This window comes from Pseudoduganella sp. RAF53_2 (genome assembly GCF_052113985.1).
Lineage (GTDB): Bacteria > Pseudomonadota > Gammaproteobacteria > Burkholderiales > Burkholderiaceae_D > Rugamonas.
On sequence record NZ_JBFRDW010000662.1, the window covers coordinates 1 to 3288 of the forward strand.

3 protein-coding genes and 1 pseudogene are annotated in these 3288 nt (G+C 61.4%); all 4 read right to left on the reverse strand.

Annotated elements, in window-relative coordinates; translation table 11 throughout:
* Positions 1–1247, reverse strand: a 1247-nt coding sequence (locus tag AB4Z11_RS27360; RefSeq protein ID WP_442028993.1) for an aconitase family protein, incomplete at its 3' end; no start/stop codon positions are given.
* A 39-nt stretch (positions 1248–1286) separates the two neighbouring features.
* The gene (locus AB4Z11_RS27365) at positions 1287–1769 is read right to left on the reverse strand and encodes a hypothetical protein (RefSeq protein WP_442028994.1); all 483 of its coding nucleotides are present in this window, start codon (positions 1767–1769) and stop codon (positions 1287–1289) included.
* 2 nt (positions 1770–1771) lie between these two features.
* The gene (locus tag AB4Z11_RS27370) at positions 1772–2776 is read right to left on the reverse strand and encodes an HpcH/HpaI aldolase/citrate lyase family protein (RefSeq protein ID WP_442028995.1); all 1005 of its coding nucleotides are present in this window, start codon (positions 2774–2776) and stop codon (positions 1772–1774) included.
* 93 nt (positions 2777–2869) lie between these two features.
* Positions 2870–3288: pseudogene (locus AB4Z11_RS27375) on the reverse strand (malate dehydrogenase); the annotation flags it as partial.

The following is a 3288-nucleotide window of genomic DNA, read 5'->3' on the forward strand; positions in this document are numbered from 1 at the left end:
GTGTAGGTCTTGGTCAGCTCGTCGGCCTTCTTGTTGAAGCCATTGTCCGAAGTCGGCTTGGAGAACAGGGAGGTGAAGGTGGACTTCACGTTGCCGATTTCGATACGGTCTTGCGGACGCTTAGGACCAGCCAGCGAAGGCGTCACGGTGGACAGGTCCAGGTGCAGTTCGCGGGTGAAGTCGATGTCGCCTTTCTTCGGCACGCCGTACATGCCCTGTGCCTTGAAGTAGGACTGGAAGGCGGCGATTTCGTCCTTGGTGCGGCCGGTGCCTTCGAAGTATTCGATGGTCTTGTCGTCGACCGGGAAGAAGCCCATGGTCGCGCCGTATTCCGGCGCCATGTTGGCGATGGTTGCGCGGTCGGTCACGGTCAGCGACTCGGTGCCTTCGCCGAAGAACTCGACGAACTTGCCAACCACTTTTTCCTTGCGCAGCATTTCGGTGATGGTCAGCACCAGGTCGGTCGCGGTGCAGCCTTCGCGCAGGTGGCCGGTCAGGTTCACGCCGATCACGTCCGGGGTCAGGAAGTACACAGGCTGGCCCAGCATGCCGGCTTCCGCCTCGATGCCGCCCACGCCCCAGCCCACCACGCCGATACCGTTGATCATGGTGGTGTGGGAGTCGGTACCCACCAGCGAGTCAGGGTAGTACACGGACGATGCATTGTGCACGCCGCGTGCCAGGTATTCCAGGTTCACCTGGTGCACGATACCGAAGCCTGGAGGCACCACGCCGAAGGTGTCGAAGGCTTGCATGCCCCACTTCATGAACTGGTAGCGCTCGTTGTTGCGCGAGAATTCCAGCTTCATGTTCAGGTCCAGCGCCTTCGGCTCGCGGAAGTGGTCGATGGTCACGGAGTGGTCGACCACCAGGTCAACCGGCACCAGCGGCTCGATCTTCTTCGGGTTCACGCCCATCTTGGAGGCCACGTTACGCATGGCAGCCAGGTCGGCCAGCAGCGGAACGCCGGTGAAGTCCTGCAGTACAACGCGGGCTACGACGAACGGGATCTCGTCGGTGCGGGCCGCGGTGGCGCCCCAGTTAGCCAGCTGCTTCACGTGCTCTTCGGTGACTTTCTTACCGTCGCAGTTACGCAGCACCGATTCCAGCACCACGCGGATCGATACCGGCAGGCGGGAGATTTTGGCGCCCAATGCCTTTTCCAGCGCGGGCAGGGAATAGAACTGACCCTTTTTGCTGCCAGAAATAGGGAAATCCTTGAGCGTATTCAGTGTGTTGCGGGACATGACCTCTCCTTCAGGTGGGTATCGTCTGTTATTAATAAATCAAAGACCGAGTTTTTGCTCGGACGTCTTGCATTCATTCGCCAGTTGGCGGTTCGCTTTCGAATCGAGCAGCATGYCCTTGGCAGGGATGCCGATCCAGATCAGGCCATACAGCTTGTTCTCGAAACGCTGGGCGCCGGTGGTGGTGGCCACGCGCGTCAGGCGGTGCAGCTTCTGCTTCCAGCGGATCGCGATGTGTTCGAGATCGGTGGCGTTTTCGTAGATCGTGATCTTGTTGCCCAGTTCGCAGGCGTAATCGGTCACGCTGGACTCTGCGACGTTGGGTTCTTTGGCGTCTTCGCTGGCTTCTGCGGACGCCGGCGCTTCATCCGCCTTGTCAGCCTTCTCGGCCTTCTTCGGCTTGGCGGCCTTTTTCTTGGCGGTGGCGGTGTGCTTGACGGGTTTGTCGTCGGCATGCGCCAGCGGAGTGAGAGCCATCGAGGCGCAGGCAGCGCAGGCGAGAATGAATTTGGTGATCGACATGCTTAATTGTCTCCGGGAGTTACTTGACCATCGCCCAGCAGGGCGGCTACGTTGTCCGGCAGCGGCAGGCCTGCGAGCTTGGCGCGCTGTAGAACCGTCCAATAATATCGGTAGCTTGCGCGGTCGTGCAAGCGTCCGTGCTGGGAGATCGGGCCCCACTGTACCTTCTCTGCTTCATGCAGGATGGCGGCCGCTTCGTTGACTTCGGAGACGCGCGGCGTGAAGGCCTTGATGACCGGCTTGATCTGGTTCGGGTGGATCGACCACATGCGGGTGTAGCCGAATTCGGCGGCCGCGCGCTGGGCGTCGGTGGCCACCACGGCCGAATCCTTGATTTCGGTCGTCACGTTATGCGAAGGCACCTTGCCGTGCGCGTGGCAGGCGGCAGCGATTTCCAGCTTGGCGCGCACCACCAGCGGATGCGTGAACTGGCCCGGCGTGCGCATCGCGCTGCCCGGCACGGCGCCGTAGTGGGCCGAAACGAAGTCCATGATGCCGAATGACAGGCACTCGACCTGGGGCAGGGCGGCGATATCGTGCACGTCGCGCAGGGCGCCGTGGGTTTCGATCAGCACGTGCACCGGCAGTGGCGTGGTGCGGCCGGACTTGGCGGCGTATTTGTTGACGATATCGATGCCGCGCACCACTTCCTGTACGCTTTCCGGCTTGGGCAGGACGATATAGGCCAGCTTGTGRCCCGCTTCGGTGCAGATGATCTCGACGTCGCGCTCGAAGTGCGGGCTGCTGATGTCGTGGACACGGGCGCCGATGCGGTTGTGCACATTGGCTTCGTCCAGCAGCAGCAGGGCGACCAGCTTGGCGTGGGACTCTTCGTTGCCGGCGGCGGCGCCGTCCTCGCAATCGAAGGTGATGTCGAACAGGGGACCAAGCTCTTGTTGCAGGGCCATGGATTTGCGCATCAGCTTCTCGCTGCCGGCGTAGTGATCGCAGGCGGGAAGCAGGAGCGGCTGGCGTGTGCCCTGGAATAAAACCTCGGATGGATGCATGGATGCGGTAGAAACAGCCGCCGCGCTGCTCTCGGCAGCGCGGCGGGTACGGCGGATCGGTGGTTTAACCGGTTCCACTGTGTTTAAAACAAATTACGGCAGCAGGTGCTTCACGCCTTCACGCTCTTCGGTCAGCTCCTTCAGCGTGAGATTGATGCGCTCTTGCGAGAATGCGTCGATTTCCAGGCCCTGGACGATCTTGTATTCGCCGTTTTCGGTGGTCACCGGGAAGCCGAACATGATGCCTTCAGGGATGCCGTAGGAACCGTCGGAAGGAACACCCATGGTGGTCCACTTGCCGTTGGTGCCCAGTACCCAGTCACGCACGTGGTCGATCGCTGCGTTCGCTGCGGAAGCTGCCGAGGACAGGCCGCGCGCTTCGATGATCGCTGCGCCGCGCTTGCCGACGGTTGGCAGGAAGGTGTTGGCGTTCCATTCCTGGTCGTTGATCATTTCCTTGACGGACTTGCCGTTCACGGTGGCGAAGCGGTAGTCGGCGTACATGGTTGGGG